General features: G+C 60.6%; 28 protein-coding genes. 18 read left to right on the top strand and 10 right to left on the bottom strand.

Annotated elements, in window-relative coordinates; genetic code table 11:
- From A9404_RS01710 to A9404_RS01760, 11 genes are all read left to right on the top strand, one after another.
- On the top strand, nucleotides 1-333 hold the full coding sequence (locus A9404_RS01710; protein ID WP_066098090.1) for a HesB/IscA family protein: 333 nt from the start codon (nucleotides 1-3) through the stop codon (nucleotides 331-333).
- 77 nt (nucleotides 334-410) lie between these two features.
- The gene (locus A9404_RS01715) at nucleotides 411-932 is read left to right on the top strand and encodes a tetratricopeptide repeat protein (protein ID WP_066098091.1); all 522 of its coding nucleotides are present in this window, start codon (nucleotides 411-413) and stop codon (nucleotides 930-932) included.
- A complete protein-coding gene (locus tag A9404_RS01720; RefSeq protein WP_066098093.1) occupies nucleotides 925-1,713 on the top strand; it encodes a 4Fe4S-binding leucine-rich repeat protein in 789 nt (262 codons plus the stop codon). The genes A9404_RS01715 and A9404_RS01720 overlap by 8 nt, the downstream gene beginning before the upstream one ends.
- Nucleotides 1,714-1,718: 5 nt before the next feature.
- On the top strand, nucleotides 1,719-2,030 hold the full coding sequence (locus A9404_RS01725; RefSeq protein WP_197490395.1) for a nitrogen fixation protein NifZ: 312 nt from the start codon (nucleotides 1,719-1,721) through the stop codon (nucleotides 2,028-2,030).
- Nucleotides 2,027-2,308 carry a nitrogen fixation protein NifZ gene (locus tag A9404_RS01730; protein WP_066098097.1) on the top strand — a complete coding sequence of 94 codons (282 nt, stop codon included), beginning with the start codon at nucleotides 2,027-2,029 and terminating at the stop codon, nucleotides 2,306-2,308. Before A9404_RS01725 ends, A9404_RS01730 begins: the two co-directional genes overlap by 4 nt.
- Nucleotides 2,301-3,482 (top strand): cysteine desulfurase family protein, encoded by a 1,182-nt coding sequence (locus A9404_RS01735; RefSeq protein WP_066098099.1) that lies wholly within the window; start codon nucleotides 2,301-2,303, stop codon nucleotides 3,480-3,482. The genes A9404_RS01730 and A9404_RS01735 overlap by 8 nt, the downstream gene beginning before the upstream one ends.
- Nucleotides 3,483-3,504: 22 nt before the next feature.
- Nucleotides 3,505-3,714 (top strand): putative nitrogen fixation protein NifT, encoded by a 210-nt coding sequence (gene nifT / locus A9404_RS01740; protein ID WP_066098101.1) that lies wholly within the window; start codon nucleotides 3,505-3,507, stop codon nucleotides 3,712-3,714.
- Between the two features lie 3 nt (nucleotides 3,715-3,717).
- Nucleotides 3,718-3,993: a hypothetical protein gene (locus A9404_RS01745; RefSeq protein ID WP_066098103.1), complete on the top strand. Its 276-nt coding sequence runs from the start codon at nucleotides 3,718-3,720 to the stop codon at nucleotides 3,991-3,993.
- Complete coding sequence (locus A9404_RS01750; RefSeq protein WP_066098105.1) at nucleotides 3,990-5,141, top strand: DegT/DnrJ/EryC1/StrS family aminotransferase; 1,152 nt, start codon at nucleotides 3,990-3,992, stop codon at nucleotides 5,139-5,141. The genes A9404_RS01745 and A9404_RS01750 overlap by 4 nt, the downstream gene beginning before the upstream one ends.
- A 146-nt stretch (nucleotides 5,142-5,287) precedes the next feature.
- Nucleotides 5,288-5,593 (top strand): 2Fe-2S iron-sulfur cluster-binding protein, encoded by a 306-nt coding sequence (locus A9404_RS01755; RefSeq protein WP_066098106.1) that lies wholly within the window; start codon nucleotides 5,288-5,290, stop codon nucleotides 5,591-5,593.
- A gap of 63 nt (nucleotides 5,594-5,656) precedes the next feature.
- Nucleotides 5,657-6,487 (top strand): SIR2 family NAD-dependent protein deacylase, encoded by an 831-nt coding sequence (locus A9404_RS01760; protein WP_066098108.1) that lies wholly within the window; start codon nucleotides 5,657-5,659, stop codon nucleotides 6,485-6,487.
- Between the two features lie 226 nt (nucleotides 6,488-6,713).
- Here A9404_RS01760 and A9404_RS01765 read toward each other — a convergent pair whose 3' ends face one another.
- A complete protein-coding gene (locus tag A9404_RS01765; protein WP_197490396.1) occupies nucleotides 6,714-7,328 on the bottom strand; it encodes a hypothetical protein in 615 nt (204 codons plus the stop codon).
- Between the two features lie 559 nt (nucleotides 7,329-7,887).
- On the opposite strand from A9404_RS01765, the gene A9404_RS01770 reads away from it, so the two are divergent.
- Both A9404_RS01770 and A9404_RS01775 read left to right on the top strand, forming a co-directional pair.
- Nucleotides 7,888-8,106: a hypothetical protein gene (locus A9404_RS01770; RefSeq protein ID WP_066098112.1), complete on the top strand. Its 219-nt coding sequence runs from the start codon at nucleotides 7,888-7,890 to the stop codon at nucleotides 8,104-8,106.
- A 21-nt stretch (nucleotides 8,107-8,127) separates the two neighbouring features.
- Nucleotides 8,128-8,370 carry a hypothetical protein gene (locus tag A9404_RS01775; protein ID WP_066098114.1) on the top strand — a complete coding sequence of 81 codons (243 nt, stop codon included), beginning with the start codon at nucleotides 8,128-8,130 and terminating at the stop codon, nucleotides 8,368-8,370.
- A gap of 74 nt (nucleotides 8,371-8,444) precedes the next feature.
- On the opposite strand, the gene A9404_RS01780 is transcribed toward A9404_RS01775, so the two are convergent.
- The 6 genes from A9404_RS01780 to A9404_RS01805 are packed head-to-tail and all read right to left on the bottom strand — an operon-like array spanning nucleotide 8,445 to nucleotide 12,862.
- Complete coding sequence (locus A9404_RS01780; RefSeq protein ID WP_066098115.1) at nucleotides 8,445-8,924, bottom strand: hypothetical protein; 480 nt, start codon at nucleotides 8,922-8,924, stop codon at nucleotides 8,445-8,447.
- Nucleotides 8,925-8,943: 19 nt separating this feature from the next.
- Nucleotides 8,944-9,279: a (2Fe-2S) ferredoxin domain-containing protein gene (locus A9404_RS01785; RefSeq protein ID WP_066098117.1), complete on the bottom strand. Its 336-nt coding sequence runs from the start codon at nucleotides 9,277-9,279 to the stop codon at nucleotides 8,944-8,946.
- 15 nt (nucleotides 9,280-9,294) lie between these two features.
- Entirely contained in the window at nucleotides 9,295-9,582 is a 288-nt protein-coding gene (locus tag A9404_RS01790; protein WP_066098119.1) for a ferredoxin family protein, read from the bottom strand.
- Complete coding sequence (locus tag A9404_RS01795; RefSeq protein ID WP_066098121.1) at nucleotides 9,579-10,880, bottom strand: FAD-dependent monooxygenase; 1,302 nt, start codon at nucleotides 10,878-10,880, stop codon at nucleotides 9,579-9,581. Before A9404_RS01795 ends, A9404_RS01790 begins: the two co-directional genes overlap by 4 nt.
- A 19-nt stretch (nucleotides 10,881-10,899) precedes the next feature.
- Complete coding sequence (locus tag A9404_RS01800; RefSeq protein WP_066098123.1) at nucleotides 10,900-11,991, bottom strand: electron transfer flavoprotein subunit alpha/FixB family protein; 1,092 nt, start codon at nucleotides 11,989-11,991, stop codon at nucleotides 10,900-10,902.
- A gap of 25 nt (nucleotides 11,992-12,016) precedes the next feature.
- Complete coding sequence (locus A9404_RS01805; RefSeq protein ID WP_066098124.1) at nucleotides 12,017-12,862, bottom strand: electron transfer flavoprotein subunit beta/FixA family protein; 846 nt, start codon at nucleotides 12,860-12,862, stop codon at nucleotides 12,017-12,019.
- A 934-nt stretch (nucleotides 12,863-13,796) separates the two neighbouring features.
- On the opposite strand from A9404_RS01805, the gene A9404_RS01810 reads away from it, so the two are divergent.
- The 3 genes from A9404_RS01810 to feoB all read left to right on the top strand — a co-directional run bounded on the left by A9404_RS01810 (nucleotide 13,797) and on the right by feoB (nucleotide 16,990).
- Entirely contained in the window at nucleotides 13,797-14,195 is a 399-nt protein-coding gene (locus tag A9404_RS01810) for a FeoA family protein (RefSeq protein WP_082922655.1), read from the top strand.
- A gap of 28 nt (nucleotides 14,196-14,223) precedes the next feature.
- Nucleotides 14,224-14,466 carry a FeoA family protein gene (locus A9404_RS01815; protein WP_156521195.1) on the top strand — a complete coding sequence of 81 codons (243 nt, stop codon included), beginning with the start codon at nucleotides 14,224-14,226 and terminating at the stop codon, nucleotides 14,464-14,466.
- Between the two features lie 163 nt (nucleotides 14,467-14,629).
- Nucleotides 14,630-16,990, top strand: a complete 2,361-nt coding sequence (gene feoB / locus A9404_RS01820; protein ID WP_066098126.1) for a Fe(2+) transporter permease subunit FeoB — start codon at nucleotides 14,630-14,632, stop codon at nucleotides 16,988-16,990.
- Nucleotides 16,991-17,012: 22 nt separating this feature from the next.
- Here feoB and A9404_RS01825 read toward each other — a convergent pair whose 3' ends face one another.
- The 3 genes from A9404_RS01825 to A9404_RS01835 all read right to left on the bottom strand — a co-directional run bounded on the left by A9404_RS01825 (nucleotide 17,013) and on the right by A9404_RS01835 (nucleotide 19,025).
- Nucleotides 17,013-17,267, bottom strand: a complete 255-nt coding sequence (locus tag A9404_RS01825) for a hypothetical protein (protein ID WP_156521196.1) — start codon at nucleotides 17,265-17,267, stop codon at nucleotides 17,013-17,015.
- A 288-nt stretch (nucleotides 17,268-17,555) separates the two neighbouring features.
- A complete protein-coding gene (locus A9404_RS01830) occupies nucleotides 17,556-18,008 on the bottom strand; it encodes a CZB domain-containing protein (protein ID WP_066098130.1) in 453 nt (150 codons plus the stop codon).
- Between the two features lie 258 nt (nucleotides 18,009-18,266).
- Nucleotides 18,267-19,025: an HAD family hydrolase gene (locus A9404_RS01835; protein ID WP_066098132.1), complete on the bottom strand. Its 759-nt coding sequence runs from the start codon at nucleotides 19,023-19,025 to the stop codon at nucleotides 18,267-18,269.
- A 123-nt stretch (nucleotides 19,026-19,148) separates the two neighbouring features.
- Between A9404_RS01835 and A9404_RS01840 the strand changes: the two genes are divergently transcribed.
- On the top strand, nucleotides 19,149-19,997 hold the full coding sequence (locus A9404_RS01840) for a BPSS1780 family membrane protein (RefSeq protein ID WP_066098134.1): 849 nt from the start codon (nucleotides 19,149-19,151) through the stop codon (nucleotides 19,995-19,997).
- Between the two features lie 5 nt (nucleotides 19,998-20,002).
- The gene (locus A9404_RS01845) at nucleotides 20,003-20,875 is read left to right on the top strand and encodes a ChbG/HpnK family deacetylase (RefSeq protein ID WP_066098136.1); all 873 of its coding nucleotides are present in this window, start codon (nucleotides 20,003-20,005) and stop codon (nucleotides 20,873-20,875) included.
- Nucleotides 20,876-21,333 lie beyond the last annotated feature (458 nt).

Here is a 21,333-nt window from a genome sequence, read left to right on the forward strand (position 1 = left end):
ATGGACCTGACCTTTACGCCCAAGGCGCAGCGCTTCATCCAGCGCATGATCATGTTCAACGGCGGCAGCAGCACCAGCGGCTTCCGTCTGGCGGTTTCGCCCGGCGGCTGCTCGGGACTCTCCTACGACTTCAGCGTGGAGGATGCGCCCAAGGCCGACGATATGTCGATCGAGAGCAACGGGATCAAGGTCTTCCTGGCGAAGGACAGCGTGCCCCTGCTCGACGGGGTGATCGTGGATTGCGAAGACAGCCTCATCAATACGGGGCTCGTGTTCAAGAACCCGAATGCGGCGGAAAGCTGCGGTTGCGGCACGTCGTTTACGCCGAAGTAACGAATTGAGCCTGAGTGGGCTTGGATTGGCTTGGTTGTGATTTCAGGACTTCGTGTTGCTGAAAGGAGCGAATCGTAATGAATCCGATGGAAGAAGATCTCTGGTTGTCGCGCAATTACTACGGTGGGCTTTTACCGGCCGCCGCCGAGCGCGAACTGCACTGCGCCGCCCGGGCCTACCTGGACGACGCGCGCGCCGAGTTTCATCTTCAGAAGGCATTGGCGATCGCACCGGACGAGATTCTCGTCCACCTCGGCCTGTACAAGTTCTACTTCTACAAGGGCCGGCTGGCCGAGGCGTTCGAGGTGGCCTCGCGCTGCCTGCGGATGACCGCCGAGGAGCTCGGGCTGGCGTCGGATTGGCGCCGGGTTTCGCCGGGCGATGCGCGATTCGACAATTTCGAAGACGCCCGGGCCCGCTTTTATCTCTTCGTGCTGAAGGCCTACGGCTATCTGCAATTGCGATTGGGGCAGTACGACGACGGACGTTCGGTGCTCACCAAGATCACCGAACTCGATCCGGGCGATCGGATTCAGGTGAAGCCGCTGCTCGATGTGTTCGACCGGCCCGACGACTACGCGGACGACGACGATGAATAGGGCAGAGCGAGAAAACCCGGCAGCGGTCGACTGGCTGGATCAGCCGATTAGCTGCGATGGCTGCCCGGACGACGTGAAGCCCGAGGGCCGCTGCGAGTTGATGAAGGCCTGCGTGCGGGATCGTTCGGTCCAGCGGATCGCCAAGTTCTTCAGCTGGAATCCGGACGTGGCGAACGACTACCTGAAGCATCCGTACTTCGAGGTGCGTGCCTGTGCCGCCAAGCACGCGGACGTGTTCCACCTGCGGACCCTGGTCAACGATCCGGACGAGACGGTGCGCTGGGCGGCGGTGATGCGTCTGCCGCGCAGCTACCTGCTGCGGCTGATCCACGATCCGCATCGTGAGGTGCGCATCCGGGTGGCAAGCCGGCTCAGCGAGCAGGATCTGGACGTGATGATCGACGATCCCGACTACTACGTGCGGTTGATGGTCGCGAAGCACCTGCCGGAGCACAAGCTGCCGCTGATGATCGACGACGAGGATCCGGAGGTGCGCCGGACGGTGGCGCGCCGCATCCCGCGCGAATGGCTGGGCCGGATGTTGCTCGACGCCGATGCCGTGGTGCGCATGGAGGTCGTGCGACGCCTGCCGGATTCGGCCCTGCTGTCGTTGGTGCGCGACCCCGACTGGCGGATTCGCTACGAGGCGGCGGTTCGGGGCAGCAAAGAGGTTCTGCAACTGCTGGTCGATGACCCGGATACGGAGGTGCGCGGTTACGCCCGCGAGCGCCTGGATACCTGGGGGCCGGTGGAACTCAATGATTATCGGGAGGAACGGTAATGGGCATGAGTCGAGACAGTTCGATCGTTGAAATCAACGATCAACCGGAATTCAACTATGGCGACAAGGTGCGTTCCCTGAAGCACGTACGCAATGACGGTACCTTCAACGGCAAGGAGATCGGCGACGTGCTGGTACGCAAGGGTGACGTCGGCTATGTGGCCAATATCGGTACTTTTCTACAGCAATTCTTCATCTACGGCGTGGACTTCTACGAGCACGGCTACATGGTCGGCATGAAGGCACGTGAGATAGAACTGGTGACTCCGGAGAATTCCTCTCCCGATGCCACCACCACAACGGAGGATGCAACATGATTGAACCAAGACAACCCCGCTTCGACTGGGGCCTGCGGGTCCTGGCCTGCGACGACCTGTTCAACGACGGTTCCTACCCGGAGTTGACGCAAGATGAACTGATCGTACCCAAGGACGCTTTCGGCGAAATCGTCCGTGTCGGGTATCTCGAGGAAAGCCACGCACCCCTGTACCTGGTCGAGTTCGACAATGGCCGGGTGGTGGGCTGCCTCGAGGAGGAAATCACGCCCGTACTCGAAGGTATGGCCACCGTGGTCGAAGGCCTGGCCCATGAGTGAGCCGCGCACAGTCTATCTCGACAACAACGCCACGACGCCGCTGGCGCCGGAAGCGTTGACGGCCATGCTGCCGTATCTGTCGACGGACTTTGCCAACCCTTCCAGCGCGTCCCGTGCCGGGACGGCCGTGAAGGAAGCGATCGCCGGCGCGCGCGCCGACGTGGCGGCCCTGCTGGGTTGCCGCACGAGCGAACTCGTGTTCACCAGCGGCGCCACCGAGAGCAACCACATGGCGATGCTCGGTGCGCTGGCCATGGCGCCGGAAAAGCGCCATCTCATTACCAGTACCGTGGAACATCCCTCGGTGCTGCTGCTGTGCCGCCATCTCGAGCAGACCGGGGTCGAAGTGACCTATCTGCCCGTGGATGCCAGCGGTCAGCTGAATCTTGCCGAATTGCGTGCGGCGATCCGGCCCGACACGGCGTTGATTTCGCTGATGTGGGCCAATAACGAAACGGGCGTGGTGTTTCCGATTCCGGACATTGCGGAAATGGCCCGGGCGGCCGGTGTGCCGCTGCACGTCGACGGCACCCAGGTGCTTGGCAAGATGCCGCTGGATCTGGCGTCCATCGGTGTGTTGCTCTTCTCCTGTTCGGCGCACAAGGTGCACGGCCCCAAGGGCATTGGTGCCCTGTATATCCAGAAGGGTTTGGGCTTGCCGCCGCTGATCTATGGCCATCAGGAGCGCGGGCGTCGGGGCGGAACCGAGAACGTGCCCGGCATCATCGGCTTCGCCGCTGCCGCGCGATTGATGGCCGACATCGAGGCGGAGTCCGTACATCTGCGCGTACTGCGCGACCGTTTGGAACAGGGTGTGCTCGACTGTTTCCCCACCGCGATGGTGCATGGTCAGGCGGCGGAGCGACTGCCCAATACGGTCAATATCGCCTTTCGGAGCATCGAGGCCGAGGAACTGCTGCATCGGCTGGATCAGCGCGGCATCGTCGCGGCCACCGGCGCCGCCTGTGCGGCCGGCGGTTCTCGACCCTCCCATGTGCTTTCGGCCATGGGCATTTCCCGGGACGACATTCTGACCTCGCTGCGCTTTTCCGTCGGGCGCTACAACAGCCGCGACGACGTCGAGCAGCTGATCCGGGCCTTGATCGAACTGGTCCCCACGGCCGAACCCGCCCATCAGGCGGCACCGGCCACGCCACACGCCATTCATCCCTAAGTGCATCCAGAAGGAACAGTCCATGAAGGTCATGATTCGTAAAGACAATGCCGGCAACCTTACCGCCTACGTGCCGAAGAAGGATCTGGAGGAAAAGATCACCCAGATGGACGATCCGGCCATGTGGGGTGCACCGGTCACCCTGAGCAACGGATGGCGGCTTTCCCTGCCGGAAATGCCGGCCGATACGCGTCTGCCCATCACGGTGGAAGCCCGGAAGTTGGAGGACTGAACCATGGCGATCGATGCCACGACCCTGAATGCGTTGCTTGTCGAGGGACAGGCCGCCTGCGAGGCGGGTGCCGGCAATATCCTGACGGCGATCCGCCCTCATTTCCCGGGGCTGACCATCACGCAGTGCCCATCGTCGGATGTCACGGAAACGCCGTTCCAGACCGGATCGCATTTCGACATTCATCTGGTGGATACGCGCAACCACTGCTGGGCGCTCACCGACTCAGCCGACGACGCGACGGCGGTGCTGCTCGCCATGCACGGGCGGCCATCATGAGCACCGTACCCGTTTCCATCGTCTTCTCGGATCCGGATATCGGCCGTGCCGAACTGGACGAGATCGAGGCCATCCTCCGTTCCGAGCAGATCAGCGCCGGCAGCGACGTGGTGGCCTTCGAGAACGCCTTCGCCAATTACGTGGGGCGGAAGTACGCCGTGGCGGTCGCGAGTCCGACCATCGCCCTGATGCTGTGCCTGCGCGCCTGGGATATCCAGCCGGGCGACGAGATCATCCTCTCGCCCTACAGCTGGTGGCAGATTGGCCATGCCCTGAGCTGGTACGGCGCCCAGCCCGTGTTCGGCGACATCGACTACTACTCGGGCACGCTCTCGGTGAAGAGTGCGGAAGCGCTCGTGACGGCAAAGACGCGCGCGATCATGGCGGGCAACACCAAGGGCCATCCGGCCGCCTGGGGGCCGCTGCGCGAGCTGGCGACACGAACGGGGCTGCGCCTGATCGAGGATTCCACCGAGGCCATCGGTTCGCGCTACGGCGAGCAGCTCGTTGGCTCGTTCGGCGATTGCACCATCTTCGGCTTCGGCCAGCCCAGCCCGATCCTCTGCGGCGAGGGGGCGATGATCCTGACCGACGATACGGATCTGGCCAGCAGCCTGCGCCAGTACCGGGGCCGAGCCATGGCGGATCGCGCCTCGGTGTCCGGTGCGGCGCGTCCGCCCATGCAGGCGGAGATGAGCAACATGCAGGCAGGTCTCGGCATGATGCAGCTGTCACGGCTGGACGGGATTCTCGAACGGCGTCGGCAGATTGAGGGTTTCTACTTCGAGCACATGAAGTCGTTCGAGGGCATCAAGGATCCGTACCGCAGCCCTGAAGCCAGCGAGGTGCACTGGTTCACCTACGAGGTTCACCTGGGGACGCGTTTCAGCCGCAGCAGTCGCGACGCGATCGTCAACGACTTGCGCACCCACGGCATCGAGGCGGGGGCGTACTGCTACCCAATGCACATGCAGTCGTACTACCGCGAGCGGGGCGCGCCGCGCTGCCCGACCACGGAACGGGTCTCGGATCGGACGCTGGTCTTGCCGTTCCATCCCCGGCTGACCGAGGAAGAGGTCGTGTTCATCATCGACACGCTCAAGGACGCCTCGGTGAATGTGGGCGCGGGCGCCGCGATTTACCTGTGATCCGTCCCGGTGGATCGGCCACTCGTCGAGAAACCGGCGAGTGGCACTTGGCTCCGTTCAGTGTCCGGCACGCGCGGACGGGCACTGACCCGAGTCAAACGACACGATCAACCTTAGGTAAAACAATGTAATAGAAGGAGCATGCAATGGCCGTCGTGACCATTCTACCCAGCAACAAGACCATCACCGTTGACGCAGGCACCCTGCTGAGTGCCGCCATCATCGCCGCCGGTGAACCCCTCAAGCTCAAGTGCGAAGGCAAGGGCGAGTGCGATACCTGCCACGTGTTCGTCCATGAAGGGCGCAAGTCTCTTTCCAAGCTACAACGCAAGGAAAACGAACAGCTCGACACGATCGTCGGCGTGGGCAGCAAATCCCGTCTGGCCTGCCAGGCGACAATCGGCGACGAAAACGTCACGGTCGAATTGCTCGGATTCTCATCCGGCCTGTAAGTACCGGCGACCGTGATCGGTCCGCATCCTGCGGACCGGTGAAACGACCACAGGAGACATGTCATGAACGATCCCATCACCGAAGTGCGGTCGGCCCTTGCCGCCGGTCGGGTCATCCCCTACATCGGGCCGGGCGTCCTCGCCGCCGCCGGTGCGGATCTGCCGAGCAATCTGCCGACCCTGGCGGAGATCCTGAGCAGCCGGGTTTCCGTGCCGCACAAGATACGCAAGAATTTCACCGCGGTCGCGCAGTACATCGAGAATTTCAAGCACCGCAAATCCCTGAAGGCGGTGCTCAACGATCTGTTCTCCGTCGCCACGCCGGTGCCCGAGCTGATGAAGACGCTGGCCGGAATGGATCTGCCGATGATCGTCAATCTCTGGTACGACAACACCTTGGCCCAGGCGCTCAAGGATCAAGCCAGCTGGGGCCGGATCCAGGGATTCAGCCAGTCCGAGCATTACGGCCAGTGGTACGGGTTCTACCAGCCCGACGGCACGGCCACGGATGCCGCGACGGCCGAAAGCTGGACCACGGTGCTCTACGAGCCCTGGGGCTCGATCGTGCCAGATCAGAACTATCTCGCCTCCGATGCGGACTTCGTGGAAGTGCTGACGGAAATCGACATCCAGACGCCCATCCCGCAGATCGTGCAGGATCGGCGCAAGGATCGCGGCTTCCTGTTCCTGGGCTGCCGCTTCGACGACCAACTGCAACGGACCTTCGCCCGCCAGATCATGAAGCGTTCCTCGAATCGGCACTGGGCCGTGATCGAAGGCGAGCTCACCAAGAAGGAAGCGCGGTTCCTGGAAGAGCAGGGGATCGAGCGACTGGATATCAGTCTCGCGGAAGTACTGAATGGGGCCTTGACCGACGAGGCTGTGCCTGCCTGATAACCTCCCCCATTCAAGAGGGCAGACACGCCAATAAGAGCGGCTGGTCGTCTTCGCTACCTGTCTGTCGCGTAAGTCGACTGCTCTTGATTTCGACCAGCTTTTAACGCCTGCCTGCAGAAGCGCCCGCCTTCAGCCAGATCGTCTGTGCGCTGACCGCCGAGAATTCGCGGTCTTCTCAGTCTCGATCGCGTATCAGGTATGTGCGTTCCGGCCCTTCCGCAGCTCACTTCAGCTCCAACGTCACGGTGTTACTGGAGTGATTGCAGGCTTTGGATATACCCCATTTATCGAGAGCGCCGCCCCATGCACGAATTACCGCGCCGTTGATCCAAACGGCGAATGGCGCTTCCGGCTCCGTATGGCTGCGTTTACCCAGGTTGTAGGCCGTGTCGATCACGGCAAGATCCGAGCACGCCCGGGCGGGCAGATTGTTGTCCATCAACTGGAACCGGGCGCCATCCTGTACAGGCTTAACCTCGATGTGCCCACCCCACTGGTTGACCCAAACGGGACTGCCGATTCCTTTGCCAATGCCCAGTTCAGCCCCCTTGGCTAGCGTCAGGCCGGCATATTTGCCCTGTTGACCACTCTGATCTGCTGCCTGAAATTCGCCCTGCGCCGCTGCGGCGCGTATGTCGTGCACGATGGCATAAACCCGCTTCACCTCGTGCTTGGCCGGCCAGTACCAGCAGAACGACCCCGCAATAGCGCCCCCGATGAACAGAATGAACAGTATTCTCGGGATAAAACGGGTTATGGGGCGTTTCGAAGGAGTGTTGCCTAGCGCAACAGGGCCAGCTTCGTCTGTTGTATGACTCATTGGATAGGGCTCACTCATGGGATGTTTAGGGACTTCGGCGGCGAAGCATACGTCAGAAAATGATTGATTCACCATCCTATGGGAATTTGTCTGTTGAATCACATGGGTCTATGGGGGTAATCCGAAGGGTTGGCAGCGTGTTGCCCACGCGGCAACCGACAAGCGTGTAGGTTGGGCTAAACGCAGTGCAGCCCAACACAACAACGGGTCATTTATCCATCCTTGTTGGGGTGCGCCGCTGGCTTACCCCAACCTACACCCGCTGAGGCAGTCGTCCCTAGGCAGATCACCGCATGAAAATATCAATGCGGATAAACAATTAACCCATTTGGGGTATGTCGTCCGCTTATGGATTCTGTAACGTTCGACGTGGGTCAATTCGTGCCATTTGATCCAGAAATTTTGGCGGGTTGTGTTTGCCTCCATCCATAAAGTCATTTAATTTTAAATTTTTAGTTAAAGAAAAGAGATGGCGATATGACGGCCAAGTTATACACCTGCCATACACGGAATATGCACCAGTTGAGGTCTTTGTATCTTATGAATTACTAACAGGTCTTAATCTAGTGAGGTTGGAATGAATATTGATTACCAAAAAGTCCAGGAAAAAATCCGAAATATGGAGGTGGATGTAAAAGAGTTACTTGGTGAAATAGTGAGGATGCTCGAAAAGGAGGGGGATTCTTCAGTTGATAAGGTCGAAATTAACGCTGTAATGACCGTAATTGGGAAGGATAAATTCAGAATATGTATTGGTAGGCCGGGGGCTCCAGGCACAGTGTGTATAGAGCTATAATGTTCAAAAGAGGGAATTTATATGAAAATTATTGACTTGGAAGAAATCGATCGGGTTGTTGTATTTGAAAAATTAGAAGAGGCGGAAAAGTTCTGTAAAAATCCAGAAAAATTTTTGAGAGAGAATGGTGCGCTACAGAAAAACGAACCATTCAATGGTATGGATTTCGACCCTGAGGAGTTGTTAAAAGTTGACTATAGTAAAGATAAGGCATGGAGATGCCATTTAAAGGAGTGTACTTGGACTTGGTGTGATATCGCATAATATCCTACAAGAAAAGGTAGCCATGTAGAGTGGGCAACCTGTTGCCCACTCTACATGGCTACGTTGCTGAGATCTCAGCCCAAGCTCGATCCATCCGCATAAGCCCGAATCACCGAGGCACCCACCAGATCCTCCGGGTCCAGCTCATCGAGTTTTTCCAGCAGCGACCGGCATTCCGCGAATTCGCCTTGCCGCAGTCGAATAAAGCTCAACGCCTTCAGGGTGAAGAGGTAGAAATGGGCCGGGCTTTGCGTGTCGGCCCAGTCGGCCGTGGGGCGGTCGAGTTTCTGCCAGGCGGCAGTGAAGCGGCCGAGTCGGGCGCTGACGGCCAGACCCAGTTGTGCGACGTTGGCGGCTTCTTCCAGGCGCGATTGCCGAAACAGCAGCTTGTAGAGCGCGTAATAGGCCGACAGCTGGTCGGGGTTTACCGCCAGCGTGTCGCGCAGCATCTGTTCGACGTGACCGAGGGTACCGCGTTCGATGGTCGCGTCTTCAATGATTGTGTCCTTGGGGGGCGTTCGTCGCTTGTTGGTTGAGGGCGATGCGGCCTGCAAGGCCTCCTGCAGGCTGAAGTCAAATATCGTTCGGCCACACGTCCGCTGCCGCGAACAGGCGCTCGACGGGTTTGCCGTTCAGCAGATGCTCTTCGATGATGACAGCGACGTCGCTTTCCTGAACCCCCGTGTACATGATGCCCTCCGGGTAGACGAGCACGCTCGGCCCCGCGTGACAGGGACCGATGCAGCCGCAGTTGGTGAGCAGGAATCGGCCCCAGAGTTTCTGGGCGTCGAAGGCCTGCTGGAATCCCTGCAGGATGGCGAGGGAGCCCTTGGCGCCGCAGGAACCGCGCGGATGGCCGGGCGGTCGGGATTGCACACAGACGAAGACATGCCGTTCGGGTTTGCTCACGGTGATTCGCTCCCCTTAGCCGAACTTGAACAGGATGCCGTGCCCGCCGCGCGGATAAGCCCAATCCACGTTATGGTGTTCCGAGCAGATGATGCGGCAGGTGCCACATTCCAGGCAGCCGTCGGTATTCAGTTCCACACCACCCGTTTCGGTGGCCGAATAGCAGGCGGCCGGGCAGGCGAAGGTGCAGGCCTGCACTTCACAGGTGCTGGAACAGACCGATGGATTGGCAATCTGGATATGCGGCCGGCCTTCGTCGACCTTGTAGCGATTCTGGAACAGTTTTTCTTCGATCTTGATCATCTCGTCGCTCTCCACATGCGGAAGGCGTCACCCATGAGTCCCCACAGGGAACGCCGTTGTACAAAACTCTTGCGAATCGCGCGTTCCTTGCTGTGCTTGTCCTCGCCGTCCACCGTGAGCATGGTGTGCGCCGCGCGGTTGAGCAGTTGGGGATACACCGAAAAGAACTGCGGGTTGTTGTGCAGGGTATCGGGCAGTTGCCGGTACTTGTGCAGATCCTTCATCACGAAGCTTTCGTCCATGGCCGTCTTGTAGCGGGCCAGGTGCGCCGCCGTGCAGGGCATGCCCTCGTTGTGCAGGGCGATGACGGTTTCCGCAGCGAGCCTGCCGCTAGTCATGGCGAGGTTGGAACCTTCGCGGTGGGCGGCGTTGACGAGCCCGGCGCTATCGCCGACCAGCATCCAGCCATCGCCGTACATCTGCGGAATCGCCTTGTAGCCGCCTTCGGGAATCAGGTGGGCCGCATATTCCTTCATCTCGCCGCCTTCGATGAGTGGGGCGATGGCCGGATGGGCCTTGAGTTCCTCGAGGAGGGTATAGGGTGCGATGCCGGCCTTCTTGAAGTCCGAGACCATGCAGCCGATGCCGAGGGTGATGGATTCGCGGTTGGTGTACAGGAAGGCGGTGCCGACCATGCCGTGGGTGACGGACCCGAAGATCTCGATGACGACACCTTCGTCGCCTTTCACGTTGAAGCGACTCTCGACGACTTCCTGGGGCAGGAAGTGGATTTCCTTTACCGCCAGCGCGACGTTCTTGGGGGCGATTTCGTCATGGAAACCAGCTCGGGTGGCGAGCAGAGAGTTGACGCCATCGGCCAGGATCACCACGTTCGCATAGATGTCGCCGCCTTCCCGGTCGGTGCGTACGCCGATGACCTTGCCGCTCTCGTCGCGCAGCAGTTCGGTGACGGTGGTCTCGCAGATCACGAGCCCGCCAGCTTCCTTGACCTTGCTGGAGAACCATTTGTCGAAGGGCGCGCGCAGGATCGTGTAGCGGTTGGGTTTCTCGCTGTTGAATTCGTCGGAGCGGTAGTTGCTGCCGATGAAGGACTTGTCGTCCAGCACCCACATGCGCTGTTCGATGATGTGGCGCTCCAGCGGCGCATCCTCGCGAAAATCCGGGATGATGCGTTCCAGCGCATCGGCGTAGAGAATGGCGCCCTGGACGTTCTTGGTGCCCGGCGTCTCGCCGCGTTCGAGTTGCAGGACGTTCAGCCCCGCCTTGGCGAGGGTATAGGCTGCCGCATTGCCGGCCGGGCCCGCACCCACGACGATCGCATCAAATTTTTCGGCCATTTCTAGAGACTCCTGAGGTTTAACCGGCCCGACGATTCACAGCCAGACGGCTGCGGAATGCCTCGGTCAGGGCGGGAAGGATTTTCAGCGCATCGCCGACGATGCCGTAGGTCGCAAAGTCGAAGATGGGGGCATTGGGGTCGTTGTTGATGGCGATGATCACGTCCGCCCCTTCCATGCCGACCCGATGCTGGATCGCGCCGGAAATGCCCGCTGCGATGTAGAGATTCGGGCGTACCGTCTTGCCGGACTGGCCGATCTGCCGATCCGCAGAAAGCCATCCGGCGTGGGTGACCGGACGCGAGCCGCCGACCTCGGCGCCGAGTACGGCGGCCAGATCCCAGATCAGCTTGAAGTTTTCGGCCTTGCCCATGCCGCGGCCGCCGGCCACGATCAGGTTGGCGTAGGCGAGTTGCGCCTTGTCCTGGTCTTCATCGGGGATGAAGGACAGCACCTTGGCGATGATGTCGTTTTCCACCATGCCGAGCTGTTCGGTGACGAAGCGTCCGGTCCGGCCCGGTTCGGCATCCGGCATGGACATCACGCGCGGGCGAACTGTGGCCATCTGCGGCCGGTAGTTGAGCGTCTGGATGGTGCAGAGCAGGCTGCCGCCGAAGGTGGGCCGGGTGGCCAGCAGGCCGCGGTTATCCGGATCGATCGCCAGTTCCGTGCAGTCGGCGGTCAGGCCGGTGAGCAGGGTGGTGGCGACGCTGCCCGCGAGATCGCGTCCCAGGGTGGTCGCGCCCAGCAGCAGGATTTCCGGCTCGTACTTGTTCACGAGGTCCGTCATCGCCTTGGTGTAGGGCTCGTTGCGGTAGTCCTTGAGTATGGGGTCGGACACCGTGTAGGCGACATCGGCACCGTAAGTGAATGCGGTTTCACCGGCGGCGGCCGTTTCGGCCGGATCGCCCCCCAGGACGACGGCACCCAGCTCGACGCCGAGGACGTCGGCGAGTTTGTGCCCTTCGCCCATCAGTTCCCACGAGACCGGATGAACCTGGCCGCGCTCCATTTCCACAAAGACCCAGATGCCCTTGTACGAAGCAAGGCGCGGGTCGAGTTCCAGGCGCTTCTTGCCTTTCGGGGCGGGTTTAGCTGCGTTATCGCTCATGATCCGACTCCTTAATAATTTTGGGTTAACCGGCGATCAAGCCGAGCTCGCTGGCCAGACGGGGATGCTGGCCTGTCAGTACGTCGAGCAGGGCGGCCGCCTTGGCTTGCGGGGTATCACCGTCCACGCCGATCATCTGTGCCTTCACGGCCTTGGGTTTCGGCGCGAACACCTTGCTGACCACGGTGGGCGAACCCTTCAGGCCGATCTTGGTGACATCCTCGATACCGGCGCGATCCTTGCTCCACTTGGGTACTTCGGCCCGGGCGGAGCGGAACATGTCGCTCATGGTGGCGAAGCGGATCTGGTTGGTGCCTTCCAGCATGGTGATCAGGGCGGGCAGTTGCGTCTTGATGACCTGGACGCCGCCTTCTGAGCGGCGCTGGATCGTGATGGTCTTCTGATCGAGATCGACGGCATCGACGGCCGATACATAGGTCAGGAGTTGCAGGCCGAGCCGCTTGGCGATCCCCGGGCCGACCTGGGCGGTATCGCCGTCGATCGTCTGCTTGCCGGTGAAGACGATGTCCACGGGGCTTTCCTCGCCGATCGTGCGGATCGCCTGGGCCAGGGCGAAGGAGGTGGCCAGGGTGTCGGCGCCGGCGAATGCGCGATCCGTCAGCAGCACCACGTCATCCACCCCGTAGGCGATGGCCTTGCGCAGGGCGTCTTCCGCCTGCGGCGGGCCCATGGTCAGTACGGTGACGCGTCCGCCCATCTTGTCTTTCAGCCGGAGCGCCTCTTCGATGGCGAACAGGTCGAAGGGGTTGATGATCGCCGGAACGCCCTGACGCATGATGGTGTTGGTGACCGGGTGGACCCGGATCTGCGCGCTGTCCGGAACCTGCTTGATGCAAACGACGATATGCATGGTTGACTCCTCGCCCCTGTCGGGTATGGGTTTGTTTACAGGGGTATGAGCAAACTTCGGGCCAACTGTTTTCCGTTTTTTAACTTGTGGAAAAAAAAGAAGAAAATGGCCTTTGTCATGAGGTTTCATTCTGTTCGTTTCGTGTCGCATTTCCGACAAATCGGCGGTTTTGTCGAGACTCCGACCCGCGGCAGGTTCAGGTGAGGTTCTTCTTTTCCTGTGTGATCTCGGCCGTCACTGCATCACTGCCATCACGTCTCATCGAACGGGTGTCGGCGTCTCCGATGTTCTATCCGGGACACGGACTGCTATTTCGTTCGATTGGCTGGGTGGGGCATCGCGTGCCTGCAGGATCGAATCGGTCGATTCAATACCTCTTTATACAGGGACCACTGTGTGGCACGGACAGGTCGGCGGTTCGCTTGAGGGCGGGGCGTCCCGTTTCTGACAAAACGATGAATCAAACCCTGCGTTTATGTCGGAAAGGCAACAGGAACCGCCACGGATGCTGCGTTCGCCCGCCTTTGTGAGGGAACGTTGAATTGCACCGATTTGGGGCTCATGCCGGAGATGGCGCGGATTGGTCGAAGTCCCATGCGCTAAGGGCGGGCAAATGAATTTTGCTGCGGCGGTATTACGGGATATCCCGGGATAAATAGGACTTGTTGCGTGCGGTATTCCGGTGCATCGGGTTTTTGTGGCACGGTTCCTGCTGCGTGCTAGTTAGGCGGCTTGGTTCGCACCCCGGACAACACGGGGGGCAACACCGGGGACAACATGGGTATTCCGAATGGTTTCCCTGGCATATTCGAATGGCGTCTTCGAATGGCGTCTTCGAAACGCGGGCCAACCGATGTGGGATATCCCGGAGATCTTGATCTCGAAATCCCATCCCGAGATCCCGATTTGTGATCACTGAAGCGAGGCATTCATCATGGCATTCTGGTTCGGCTCATCGACCCTGACGATGGAAGACTTCACGGCATCGCCGACACCGGCGAGCGACCGCTCTTCGGCTCGGGTAGCCACACCCGCAGCGCCCCGGATGCCGATGGGTCAGACTGACCCAGCGACGCGGCCGACAAGCGCCCGCAAGGACGGTTTTGCCCTGGGCCTCGCCACACCCGGGGCCCGTGTCGGCGTCACCGAGATCACCGGAAACAACCCTGCGCTGGAAAAGCGCCTGGAGGCCATGGGTATCCGCGTGGGTTCCGCGCTGGAAGTGTTGCAGCATGAAGGCGGCTCGGTGATCGTGCGCATCGGGACCACGCGGCTGGCGCTCGGGGTCTCGATGGCGCATCGCCTGCGCGTTGCGTCCCTCGATCTACATTGATGCGTTCCGTCATTCGAGGAGATCAGCCATGAGCGACGCCATCCACCTGACCATGCTGAAAGCCGCCGAGCGCGGCATCGTTCGGGGCTTCGCACCGGGAGATGCCCATTACCGACGCCGCCTGATGGCGATGGGCTTGACGCCGGGTACGGCTTTCACGGTCACCCGTCTGGCACCGCTGGGCGATCCGATTCAGATCGAGGTGCGCAATTCCGCCCTGACACTGCGCAAGGACGAGGCGATGATGCTGCGGATCGATCGTCTCGCCTGAGGGGCGACGGTTCGGACAAGGGCTCCCCAGACAGGTTCCAGACAACGAATACCGGAAATCGAATGCCGCCGGATGGGCTGGATAGCCTGGATGCAGGGGTGGGCCGGGGGCGTTCGCCGAGACATCTGACGAGTTAACTGAACGGGCAAGCGAGGAGCCGAAGATGGCAACGTTTACGGTCGGCATGATTGGCAATCCCAATTGCGGAAAAACGACGTTGTTCAACGCGCTGACCGGGTTGCGGCAGAAAGTCGGCAACTGGCCGGGCGTCACCGTGGAGCGCAAGACCGGCGCGTTCGAGATCGACGGCAATCCGATCGAACTTGTCGACCTGCCCGGTACCTATTCGCTGGATGCATCCTCCAGTGCTTCCCTCGACGAGATCGTGGCCCGGGAATTCGCCCTGTCCCATGAGGCGGATGTGATCGTCAACATCGTGGATGCCAGCAATCTCGAGCGGAACCTGTACCTTACGGCGCAATTGATGGAGATGCGCGTCCCCTTGATTCTGGCCGTCAACATGCTTGATCTCGCAGAGGAAGCGGGGATCAGCGTCGATTGTGACGAGATGGCCCGCCGGCTGGGCTGTCCGGTCGTTCCGGTTACGGCCACGCGCAAGACCGGGCTCGATGAGCTCAAGCGGCAATTGCTGGCGCGCGCCCGGCATTCGGACGAGCCCGGCATCCGCATCGAATATGCGCCGCTGCTCGAAACGGCGCTGCGGGATCTGATGTCGCGTCTGGAACCGATTGCGCAGCGTCATCGCGTCGACGCGCGCTGGCTGGGCGTAAAACTGCTGGAGCAGGATCGTCAGGCGGAAGCCCTGGCCGATGAGCCGTTGCTGGCGGCCGTCGCGCAGGCTCAGGAACAGATTCGCGCCCATCTCGACGAGGAGGCGGACGTCTTCGTCGCCGATGCCCGCTATACCTTCATTCACGGCGTCGTCCAGGCTTGCGTGAAACGGCGGGGGCAGCTGCGGCGTTCGCTCACCGATCGCATCGATGCGGTGGTGCTGAACCGGTTCCTCGGTATCCCCATCTTTCTGCTGGTGATGTACCTGCTCTTCGTGATGAGTTTCAACGGCGGGGGGATCTTCTCCGATTTCTTCGAGCAGTCGGCGCAGGCCATCTTCGTCGATGGCGTGGGGCATCTGTTACAGCTCATGCATGCGCCCGACTGGTTGATCACGCTGTTGTCGACCACCGTCGGTGGGGCCATCCAGCTCGTGGCAGCCTTCATCGCGCCGATCGGCATGACCTTCCTGTTCCTGTCCATCCTCGAGGATTCCGGCTACATGGCCCGGGCCGCCTTCGTGATGGATCGCTTCATGCGCCGAATCGGCCTGCCGGGCAAAGCCTTCGTGCCGATGATCGTGGGATTCGGCTGTAACGTGCCGGCGGTCATGGCGACCCGCACGCTGGAAGATCCCCGGGAACGGCTGATTTCCGCCCTGATGCAGCCGTTCATGTCCTGCAGCGCGCGGCTGGTCATCTACATGGCGTTCGTGGCCGTGTTTTTTAAGGCACATGGCGGTCAGGTGGTGTTCGGGCTCTATCTGCTCGGCATCGTGGTGGCGATCCTCACGGCACTGCTGCTCAAGCGCACCGCCCTGAAGGGCGAAGCCACGCCGTTCGTGATGGAACTCCCGACCTATCACATCCCCACACTCAAGGGATTGATGCTCGCCACCTGGGAGCGGCTGTCCGTCTTCATCCTGCGGGTGGGCAAGGTGATCATCGTCGCCTCGACGGTCGTGACCTTGCTGTCGAGTTTCAGCCTGAGCGGCCGACCGGTGGCTGCCGGGGATATCGAGAACTCGGTGCTGGGGCAGGTGGGCAAGGTGGTCACGCCGCTGTTCCATCCGATGGGTGTGACCGACGAAAATTGGCCGGCGGCCATCGGCCTGTTTTCCGGCGTCGTCGCCAAGGAGATCGTGATGGGGACGATGAATGGCGTCTACAGCCGGATGGATGCCGGCGATGCCGCCGCGGCGCGTCAGGCGAATCCTTCGGTCGAGCCGCCGGCTTTTGATCTCTGGCAGAGCCTGGGTGACGCCGTCGCCACGATTCCCGCCAATGCCGCGACATTCGCGCACGGGTTCTTCGATCCCCTGGGCTTCAGCAGTCTCGAACAGGCCAGGGACAGCAATCTCCAGCAGGTGGCCGCGCAGCAGAATCTCGATACCACGACGCTGTCGCGGATGGCATCGCTCTTCACCGTTCCCGCTGCGCTGGCGTACCTGATCTTCGTGCTGCTCTACATGCCCTGCATCAGCACCATGGCGGCGCTGTACCGGGAAACCCGTAGTCGCGCCTGGAGTCTGTTCTCCATGGCCTGGGGCATCGGTCTGGCCTATGGTCTGGCCGTCGCGTTCTACCAGTTGGCCACCTATGCCGAGCATCCGGTCGGCACGGTGGTCTGGCTCGTCGTTCTGGTCGGGCTGCTGGGGATCGTGATAGCCCTGTTGAAGCGCCAGGGGCGGCAGGGCTTTGGGGCTGTTGTTCGCTCGACGATGGCGACTTGAGTCGTGTTGGGCGGGTTATTCCTTACCGCAACAGAGTCAACAGATACCCGAAGACTGCCACGATGATGATCGACAGGATCAGGATTACCGGGCCGCGCGGCAACTCCGGCATCCCCGACAGGGTCTCGTGCAGTTTCTGATTGAACGGCCGATCGGTGCCCCAGAGGATACCGAACAGTCTGGCCAGTCGCGCTTCCCCCACCACGAAGCCGATGGCTCCGAAGATAATGGCCATGGGCAACGCCAGGGCGATCCCGGTTCCGAACAAGAACGGCATGCCCTTCACCACACTCGCTTTTGCGACGGGCGGACCGCCCTTGATAAGAATCACCAAGATCCAGATGACGAAGGTCAGCGCCCCGAAAAAGGCGCCGAACAGTAGGGCGAGTATTCGCTCCGAAAGCCGGATTTTATGGTCGCCGATCGGCTTGGCGCTCGGCAGGCCCGACGGAAGGATATAGAGGGACCCGCAGGATGGGCACCGGTTGGTTGGTCGTTCAGGACTGAAGGTATAAGTGCAGTCCCTGCACCGGTAGGTTTTCAGCGTCGTCCCTGCGGGTGACGATCAGGCGGATGTCGGCGGCACGGGAGCTTTCCCCATGCCGAAGCTTGCCCGACATTTCTGCTCGGCCTGGCTCAGCATGGCACTCCGCAGGAGCGCATTGAAGGCCGCGGTGAACAGTCCCTGCGTTTCCGAGAACTCCTTGAAGATGCTCTCGGGCGGTTTTCTGCCGAGAATACGGCTGGACATCAGGGTGCTGGCCGCTTCGTGCATCTGCTGATGCAATTCACGCACCGTATTGAATTCCTTGGTCTGCCCCGGGGGAATCGGGGTCTGGTCCATGAATTTGCCGAAACGACACTCGTGGTGACCCTGGATGATCTTGGTCTGATCGTAGAGCAGGGCGCCCATGATCTTGCTGTACCAGGCGTAGTGCCAGTAGGTGACTTCCTCGAAACCATTGATGAAGGTTTCGTAGTCGAAATCGTCGATGGGAATGGATGCATCAGTGTTCATGAAAGTCTGTCTCAAGCTATCTGTTGAATGTGTCGAGTGTACTGCAAATACGTACGAAATCGGTCAGGCCTTTCGGTCCCGATTGTTCGGATTTTGTTGGTTGTTCCCGAACGTCGTCCGGGCGCGTCGTCGATGTTGCCGATCAACGGGCCTGATGCGGTCGGGTCGATATCGGCAATGGACGTTGCCGATGAGTTTTCAGTCTCCTTCTGACTAGCTGGTGCGGGATCCGTTCCGCACGGGTTGCATTGTTCCGTCTTAGGCCGGCATAACGAGTCCTGCGAGGTAGTCGCAATTCACATAACCCGCGGTGGGCGCAGGACCGGCCCGTACCGCGATGGGTTGGCCCGGTTCGCCAAGGTCGCTGAGAATGGACACCGCGCCCGTAAAGTCGTCCTGTGCCGTGTAGGCATTGTCGGTCACGAGGACCGGAATCCCCGCAGCCAGGGCGGATTTGACGCCATTGGCGGAATCTTCGAGGGCGATGCATTCCTCCGGCGCCAGCTGCATGGCGTCCAGGGTATAGGTGTAGATGTCGCCGGCCGGTTTTTTCGCCGGGACGATGTCGCCAGCGGCAATCACTTCGAACCAGTCGATGGATGCCTTGCCGAGCGTGGCTTCCAGCAGACCGGTGACGTTTTCCGGCGTCGTCGTGGTCGCAATCGCCAGTCGCAGGCCCTGGTCGCGGGCTTCGTCCAGCAGTCGGCGCACACCGGGACGCAGGGGAATCTCACCGTCGGCCAGCAGGTTCAGATAATGGGCGGTCTTGGCCTTGTGCAGACCGGCGATCCAGGCGGCCTCGTCGGCCACGGCCGGATAGTCGGGATTGTGCCGGTCGATGTAGTGGCGGATGCGCTCCTTGCCGCCTGTGACGGCGAGCAGTTCGCCGTACAGTTCGACGTCCCAGTCCCAATCGAGGCCGGCGTCGCGAAAAGCGAGGTTGAAGGCGATCCGGTGACCGTCGCGTTCGGTTTCGGCCAGTGTGCCGTCTACATCAAACAAAATCGCTTTTAACATTGATCGAACCTGTTCTCATTTCATCTGCGATAAAGCCAGATAGGCTATCCTAGCGCCACGTAACTTGCCAGTATGGCTTGTGTGCCGCCGTGTCATGATTGGGACGAACGAGGAGATTTCAATATGCAACGCTTGGGAGTGGGTCAGGGGGCAAGCTGGATTGCCGAAGGTTGGCGATTGTTGCGCAGCCGGATGACGCTCGTCATCGGTGTGGTGATTCTGACCTATGTACTGCTGTTTCTGGCCAGCATGCTGCCGTTCGTGGGCAATGTCGTCGTGGCGCTCGCCAGTCCGTTCCTGATGGGCGGGATCTACGTCGTGCTGCATCGTCTGCGGGAAATCAACCGACGAGCCGAAGCGGAGCCTCTGGCGCGGGAGCAGCCCATTTCCTGGGATCTGCTGTTTTCCGTATTCCAGAATCCGGCGCCCCGCAAATCCCTGATCGGATATGCCCTGGTGTCCCTCGGCTTTCAATTGCTGGTACTGCTGATCCTGGCCGGTTTCGTCGCCGTGGCGCTGTCGGGCATCGATCACACCGTACTGACGGACCCGACGGCGACCGACAAGCAGCGTATCGAACAGTTGTGGCCGATCCTGACTTCCCCGTCGGCCGGTATTCTCTGGGTGACCGTGCTGGTGATGTCCGTGCTGTACGGGATGGCGGTGTTTTTCGTCGTGCCGCTGATCGTGCTGCGTGGGGCGAAGCTCTGGCCGGCGATGCGCGCGAGTTTCGCCGCCGTCACCGTGAACTGGCTGCCGTTTCTGGTGTATGCCCTGATCTGGGTGCTCCTGATCTTGACCGTGCCGTTCACGCTGGGCCTGAGCCTCATTCTCATCGGTCCTCTGATGATCACGAGTGTCTATGCGTCCTTCGAGGACATCTGGCCCGAGGCTGCGTCTTCGGATGACGAGACAAGCGGCAGCGACAAACCGCCATTCGAGCCGCAAGAGCACACATCGACCGTGATGTGATCGGGATGAATGATGCGATAGGCGGTCAGATCGCGCGCGGGTCCCGCCGGATCGTCCTGGTGGCGGACGATTACGGTCTGTCCCCCGAGGTGGATGCCGGTATTCTCGATCTCGTGGCAGCCGGGCGGCTCAGCGGTTTCGGCTGTTTGACGCAACTGCCGCGCTGGCAGGAAGCCGCACGGGCCATATCGACCGAGTCCGTTTCAGTGGACGTCGGTCTGCACCTGAACCTCACCCAGGGGTTCGGCGCGGCCTGGTACCGGCCGTTGCCCCGTCTGATTCTCAGCGCCTATCTCGGCGGTTTGTCCGCGACCACCGTGTCCCGAAGCTTTGCCGAACAGATCGACCGTTTCACGGACGCGCTGGGCCGGGCGCCGGATTACATCGACGGTCATCAGCATGTCCACCAGTTGCCTCGGGTCCGGGACGCGTTGCTGGACTTGCTCGAATCGCGCGGTCTGCGCCCCTGGCTGCGGGTCACTGCCCCCCTGATTGCACCGCCCGCCGATCTCAAGGCTTGGTTGATCGCCCATCTCGGCGCGCCGCGATTCCGGGATGGTTGCCGCCGCCTGGGACTGGCGATCAATCCTGCCTTTGGTGGGGTTTATGGTTTCGACACGGACGAAGCCGGTTACCGGACGTTACTGGAAGCCTGGCTGGCCAAGGCCCCGGACGGTAGCCTGCTGATGTGCCATCCCGGCAGGGCCGGTGCCCGCACGGCGCTTGATCCCATTTCCTTGGCACGTTCAGTCGAGCGCGCCGTGCTGCTGGGGCCAGATTGGGCAGATATGTTGGCGAGTTACCACTGTGAGCTCGTTAACGGAACAAGAGCCTATGCGGGCGGTGTCGGGCGTTTTCCCGTGCAGGGTGAGCGATGATTATCAACAGAACCGCTTGTGCTGAGATTGATTCTCGGAGTGCGTTACGACGGATTTATTTTCTCTCTTTGTGGGTAAATTCCTTTGCCAATAAATTCGGATATGAGATATAGGAAAAATGGACCGGGTAGATATACAGCCAATATCAGACCAGAATACCCGAGGTCGCCATGCCTGAATTTTAAGTAGAGCAGTAGTAAAGTCGCTAATGCCGTTGCTTGTATTAATACATAGACAGCCAGTCTCTTTCTGTTGATTTTTATATCATTGGGTGGGTATATCAGCATCCATAAAGCGAAAGCAAATCGGATCGGCATAACGACGGTCAATATCGGGAAGCTCACCGCTCCAATGCCGATCAATATTAGCGTCATATCCATATTCATTCTTCCTTGCGGCTTGTGTTGTTCACCTGAAATTGTTTTTTATCCAACTTGGAAATCCGGTTGAGGTTGTTT

Origin of the sequence: Halothiobacillus diazotrophicus (assembly GCF_001663815.1) — a bacterium.
GTDB lineage: Bacteria > Pseudomonadota > Gammaproteobacteria > Halothiobacillales > Halothiobacillaceae > Halothiobacillus > Halothiobacillus diazotrophicus.